Origin of the sequence: Lutispora sp. (assembly GCF_041687175.1) — a bacterium.
Taxonomy (GTDB): Bacteria; Bacillota; Clostridia; order Lutisporales; family Lutisporaceae; genus Lutispora.
Map to the genome: position 1 here is coordinate 1 of NZ_JAWLCK010000123.1, position 6,856 is coordinate 6,856.

Here is a 6,856-nt window from a genome sequence, read left to right on the forward strand (position 1 = left end):
CCAAGAATCAACATTTTATTCCAGTTAATGTATACAGTAACAGTATTATGTTATAATTAAATAAGAAATATTTTAGGCTATTATGTCGCAATATTTACTATTAATAGCAAATATGTAAAATTATAAGGTAATTTTGCTAATGAAAAAATTCATTTTTTTCCTTAACGTGGTATAATAGGTTATAATAGCTATATTATATTTTCTTTTTGGTAAATGGCAATGGGGGGAAATGTGCATGAATTTGCATATAAAAACATTAGGAGATTTTGATATCTATTTTGGGGATGAATCCCTATTAAAGGAATCCAAAAGGTCTTATAAGCTATATAAGCTGCTCCAGTACTTTCTTACTTTCAGGAATAGGAAGCTTCTCCCTGAAGTAATAATCGATAATTTATGGCAGGATCAGGATTCAATTGATCCTAAAAACATGCTGCGCACCCAGATTTTCAGGCTCAGACAATTGATTAAAAAATTTCTTCCAAAAGATGCTGATGTTTCTAAGTATTTTAATATAACCTTTGCAAATGGTTACTACTGTTTTGAAGTTGGAGAGTACACAGCTCTGGATATTGTTGAGTTTGAAGAATTTATTAAAAAGGCCGAGGAAAAAGAAACTGAAGACGTTGACGAAGCAATAAAGTTATATAGAAAGGCTTTAGTCCTTTACAATGGTCCGTATCTTTCAGAAAACTCCTACGAGGTGTGGCTGGTTCCCATCAGGAATCACTATAGACGATTATACATAAAAACATTGCTTAAATTGATTGAATTATATAAGAAAAAGGATGAGTATAATAGAATTATTGAGTTATGCGAAAAAGCAATTATAATTGAACCTTACGAAGAAAGCATTCATATATGTTTGATGGAAACAATGCTTAAGTTAGGTCAAATAAAAAGTGCCATGAGCCATTATGAGTATATATCTTCAATGTTGAGTAAAGAAATGGGTATCAAATCTTCTCTTGGTCTTAAAGAAATATATAGGAAAATACGGAGATATTATGATGAACAAGGGGAGACTGATATAAGTAATATAAAAAATAAACTTGAAGAAGGACCAATGGAAGGGGCTTTGTTTTGCGATTTGGATTACTTCAAATTCTTGTATAATGTTGAGAAAAGAAGAAGTATCAGAGATGAAAATATAGGTTATATGAGTCTTATAACTCTTAAATCAGATAATAAAGATAAATGCAAACATGATGAATTAAGCAAAATTTCTAGGACTATGCTAGAAGTCCTGGAAAAATCATTAAGAAAAGGTGATGTTTTTACTTCCTGGAATGATACTCAGATAATTGTGATGTTAACTAATGCTAAAAGAGATGGTTTAGGTAAAATTGAGGATAGAATAAGAAATTATTATCAAAGAATAGCAAAAACATATTCCAATGATATAAGTATTAAGTTTTTGCCTCTATCCTCTGATAGAAGTATAATTTAATGCCCTGGAAACAGGGCTTTTTTTTATGCTTTTTTTTGTAATTGAAATGTAATAGAAGTGTAACAGAAAAATAATTGTAAAAAAATTCTTATGTAATTCAAGTAAACATTAAATGAAATTCATGGATGATATATTAATCATTAGCAGCCCGTACAAAAATTACTTTTGGGAGTGAGAGTATGATGGAGTATCCTTCAAAATATGATTTTTTTCTCAGATTTAAACCTATATTCGATAATAACGATCACTTCGTTGATTATTTATTAGTAAGTGTCAGTGATAATTTTCAGAGCATAACAGGTATAAAAACTGAATATATACTTGGCAGAAGGATATCAGAAATAGTTTTGGAATATGGGAACGATGTTTTTAATGACAAAGATGTCTACTACAATATGATACCAAATACAAGAAGAAAATTTGAGAAATATATAAATCAGCTTCATAGGATATATTCTATCAATATTTTCAGCGATGATAGAAATTATCTCATTCTATTTTATAATGACATTTCAAGAATCAAGAAGTTAAACACATCAGATGATTTCAACACAATAAACGGAATAATCTTTGATTTTTATAACAAGCAAGGCTGTTATGGATACAAGGATAAACTTACTGGTCTTTATAACAGAGATTTTTTTGAAGCAGAGCTTTACAGGTTGGACAGCCCAAGGCAGTTGCCCATAAGTGTAATAATGGGAGACATGAACGGACTCAAGCTTATAAATGATGCATTTGGGCATGAAATGGGTGATAAAGCACTGAGAAGGGTAGCAGAGCTGATGAAAAAAGCTTTCAGGAAAGAAGATATAATCAGCAGAATAGGAGGAGACGAATTTGTGGTGCTGTTGCCTCATACCCAAGAGCAAACAGCATTAAACATAGTAAAAAGAATAAAGCAACAATGCAAACTGAATCCTCTGGATTTTATTAAGATAAGCATCAGCTTTGGTGTAGCCACAAAAACAAGAGAAGAAGAAGACATAAATGAAGTCTATAGGAAGGCTGAGAACCGGATGTATTTCAGCAAGCTGAATGAAAGTAAAGATGCGAAGTTATCCATGATCAAATATCTTAAGGAAAAACTGGAGGAAATATCATTTGAAACTAAGGCTCATTATGAAAGGCTTAAATCCTTAAGCCTTATGTTAGCAGACGAAATTGGCTTAGCAGATAATGAGAAAGAGGAATTAGAGCTTTTATGCGAGTTTCACGATATAGGGAAAATAGGTGTTCCATCCCATATACTTCAGAAAAAGGACGCTTTGAGCAACGATGAATGGGAAAAGGTAAGACGACACAGTGAGATAGGATATCACATTATAGGAGCATCAAGAGATACGCTGGCAATAGATGAACTAATACTGGTTCATCATGAGAGATGGGATGGCAAAGGTTATCCGGGACTTCTTAAGAATGATGAAATACCTTTGACAGCCAGAATATTTGCTATTGCTGACGCGTATGATGCTATGGTAAATGACAGACCATATAAGAGCAAACTTACACATGAACAAGCCTTGATAGAGATAGAGAGTAAAGCAGGTACTCAATTCGATCCCAGTTTAGCAAAAATCTTTGTTCAAATAATGAAAAAAGAAGAAGTGGCTATATAAGAAAAATATACATTATGTGATTAAAATTTCATAAATAGGATATATATAGAATAAAGTATGAATGCTATATATAAGTTCCAAATTTTAAGCTATAAATGTCAAGCTACAATGTTGATTAACCATTGTTAATTAACATTGGTGCCTGTCTTTTTATAGAAAATAAAGTAAATTACGAATTCAGCTCAAAGAAAAGGAGGTGAAAAAGATGAAAGGAAAATTTAAAAGATCCATTGCGTTTCTAATGGTCTTGCTAATGGTTTTCAACATGGGTATTGCTGCATATGCTGAAGGTAATCCGAGTAATCTGAATGAAAATGAGGTGATCCAGGTTAGGGTCTCATCTCCAGGAGGGCCAAATGGGAATGATGATACCGCTCTGGAGGGAGATCAAATTACTGTAACTGAGGCAGTTTATGAAGGGGACACAGGAGGTGATACCAACCCGATAGATCAAATCCCGCCTAAAGTCGAAAAGGCTTATGAAGTCCTATATCTGCTTCAGGAAACTGATGAACCCATCGAAGGCTTAGATCCCATTACTGGCTCTGCTGGAGTGGGAGCAACAATAGAAATCCCTCATCCGGAAATAGAAGGATATCAGGTGGTAGCCGACCAACCAACAATCCTTGTAATAAGCGAAGATGAAGAGATGAATAAGGTAGTAGTTTATTATGAGGTTGTTGAGGAAGTAGAAGAGGTTGCCGGAAATGTAAATCTGACTTATGAAGTTGGTGGTATTACTATTACAGTAACTGGTGATGCTGGAGTTATACCAGAAGATACAGTTCTTTCGGTAAAACAATTGTCTGATTCAGAAGCTCTAGATTATGTGGAAGCGATTAGAGAAAATGAAGGTGTTGAATTAGAAGAGTACTTAGCATTTGATATCACTTTACAAGATAAAGAAGGTAACGAAATTCAACCAAACGGAGAAGTAACTGTTAGCTTTTCCGGCATTGAGTTTTCAAATGAAACTGATGAAGTTATGGTTTACCATGTAGAACCTGATGGGAGCAAAGAAAATGAACCTATGACACTTGGTAAATCTACTGCATTTGGAATGATGTCTGTTGACGATGATTCAACAGATGGAATCAGAGTTACCAATATGCCTGCAAATGTAAATAATGGAGTAGTCAGATTTAGCACAAATCACTTTTCAATTTATCTGGTAGGAACTACTGCAACAGCAACATATGAGTTTTATAATGGTAGTGTCCTAGTAGATACACAGATTATTCTTAATGGAGATGTATTAGTCGAACCTGAAGCTCCAGAGGCACAGGCAGGGAAAAAATTTATTGGTTGGTTTGTTGAAGGTGAAACAGAACCAATAGATTTCGATGAACCCAAAACAGTTACAGAAACAGCTGTTATAAAAGTTCGTGCAGTCTATGATGATATATATTATGTATACTTTATCTATAATGGTAATGTAATAGCGACAAAAGAAGTAGAACCCAATGGAAAAGTCGACGCTTCAGATGTTCTTTTGGTTGTAAATGAGGAAGGCAAAGCATTTTCACATTGGTCAACAGAAGAAGATGGGGATGAACCATTTAATTTCGATGCAGAAATCACAGAAGATATAACACTATATGCTGTATTAGCAGATAGGTGGAAAGTAACATTTGATACTCAAGGTGGTACTCCTTTATTACCTAAATATATAATACATGGATCTCTGATTGGTACTGTCGAAACTCCAACAAAACTTGGATATGATTTTAAGCACTGGTCGTTAGAACCTAATGGCCAAAAGTATAACCTTAATATGCCAGTTACATCCAATATTAAGCTATATGCCGTTTGGGATGCAAAGAAGAATACTCCATATAGGGTTGTTTACTGGTTGGAAAATGCCAATGATGACGGATATACTTATGAAGAAATTGTTGTAAAATCCGGAACAACTGGCACAAGTGCAGAATTTGACAACAAAATATATACAGGGTTCCATCTTAATTCAACCAAGACAAATGCTGAAAACGTCATCATAAAAGGTGATGGTTCAACTATTAAGAATGTGTACTATGATCGTAATAGATATACACTTGAATTCAGAAGTAATAATAATTCTATATTGCGAACATTTAATAATATAAAACAAGGTGCAGATACTTCGCCTTGGTGGAATGAGGTGGCTAACGATTATCGACAATATACATGGTACACTGAGAGGTATGGCAATATATCATATACATTACCACCTGCTATGCCAAATAAGAATCTTACAGTATACGGAAGAGTAGCGGGTAATCACAAGTATACCATATTATACTTGGAAAATGTATCTGGATATCCGCCAGTAAATGAAAAGTATGAGTTTTATGATTATTATGGTTGGGATTATGAAGTGGTATTAACATCAGAAGACTATGTCAATTTTCCTGGGTTTACTGTAAAATCGAAACCAGGTGACGGTTCAGAAAAAGTTAAACACAATCCGGAAACTGGAAAATATGATGTATTTAAGATTTACTACACAAGAAATAAATATGATATTACTTTCCACAAGAATGACTCCACAGGTCAAACTACAATTAAGAATATACCATATGAAGCAGATATTTCTGATAAAGCATTAAGCGGATATATAGTTGATGTTACAACTCGCAGCACTGACGGATATGTTTTTAAAGGTTGGTATACAAATGAGGCAACAGTAGGCGAACCTTTTGAGTTTGAAGATGCTAAAATGCCGGCTGGAAACCTTATTCTTTATGCAAAATGGGTTCCTCCAGTTCATAAGATAATAGCCCATGAAACACAAGATGAAGATGGCCCAACCAATACTTATACAGCAAATCACGGAGATACTGTTGATGAAAGTATATTAGAAAAGCAAATACCAACAGGTTTAACTGAAGATGATTTCTTAGGTTGGTATTGGTTTGTAAGTGGTGTATTCGTTCCATTTGACTTTAATATGCCAATCTATAACGATGTAGAATTGTTCCCAGTATGGAATGTTAAAAACTACAGTGTAACTTATGACCTAAATGGTGGCATTGGTAATGTTATAGATACAAATTCTTACTATTTGGGTGCAGCGGCAGTTGTTTTACCTCCAACAGATGTTACACCACCAGCAAATAAAGTATTCGTAGGATGGAAAGAGTCAGAAAGTGGAAAGATCTATTATCCAAATGATAAACTCCTTATTACAGGAAATATGACCTTGGTTGCTCAATGGGGAGACAAAGCACCAAGAACACAATTAACTTATTATGGGAATGGTGGCGTAAGTGCTTCCGGTCAGGAATCTATTGTTATATCTTTGAAGAACAATGAGACTCATATAGTTATACCTGGAGATACTTTCATTCGTAAAGGTTATATATTTGTAGAATGGAACACCAAAAAAGATGGAACAGGAGATAGTTTTAGCCCTGGCGACAGCATTATTGTTGATAACAAAGAACCACTTCCGAATGAGCTCTATTGTCAATATGAAGTAGATGAAAGCCAGCAGTTTGGCTACACAATCAACTACTATATAGATGGAACAACAGAACCAGTGCCTGGAATAGATCCGAATCCGGTAACAGGAACAGGGCATGTAGGTGAAGTGATAGACATAGCACATCCAGCAGTAACAACCGGATACAAGGTAGCAGATGAACAGCCTACAAGCCTGACAGTAACAGCAAATGCAGCCGCTAATGTGGCAGATGTATACTATGTGGTAGATGAAAGCCAGCAGTTTGGCTACACAATCAACTACTATATAGATGGAACAACAGAACCAGTGCCTGGAATAGATCCGAATCCGGTAACAGGAACA

The 6,856-nt window shown here is 34.5% G+C and carries 3 protein-coding genes; all 3 read left to right on the plus strand.

Going from position 1 to position 6,856, the window contains the following annotated elements; translation table 11 throughout:
- Positions 1–235: 235 nt before the first annotated feature.
- The gene (locus ACESM9_RS13200) at positions 236–1,450 is read left to right on the plus strand and encodes a BTAD domain-containing putative transcriptional regulator (protein ID WP_372999530.1); all 1,215 of its coding nucleotides are present in this window, start codon (positions 236–238) and stop codon (positions 1,448–1,450) included.
- A gap of 179 nt (positions 1,451–1,629) precedes the next feature.
- Entirely contained in the window at positions 1,630–3,069 is a 1,440-nt protein-coding gene (locus tag ACESM9_RS13205) for an HD-GYP domain-containing protein (RefSeq protein ID WP_372999533.1), read from the plus strand.
- 205 nt (positions 3,070–3,274) lie between these two features.
- The coding region (locus ACESM9_RS13210; protein ID WP_372999536.1) for an InlB B-repeat-containing protein at positions 3,275–6,856 on the plus strand (3,582 nt) is incomplete at its 3' end.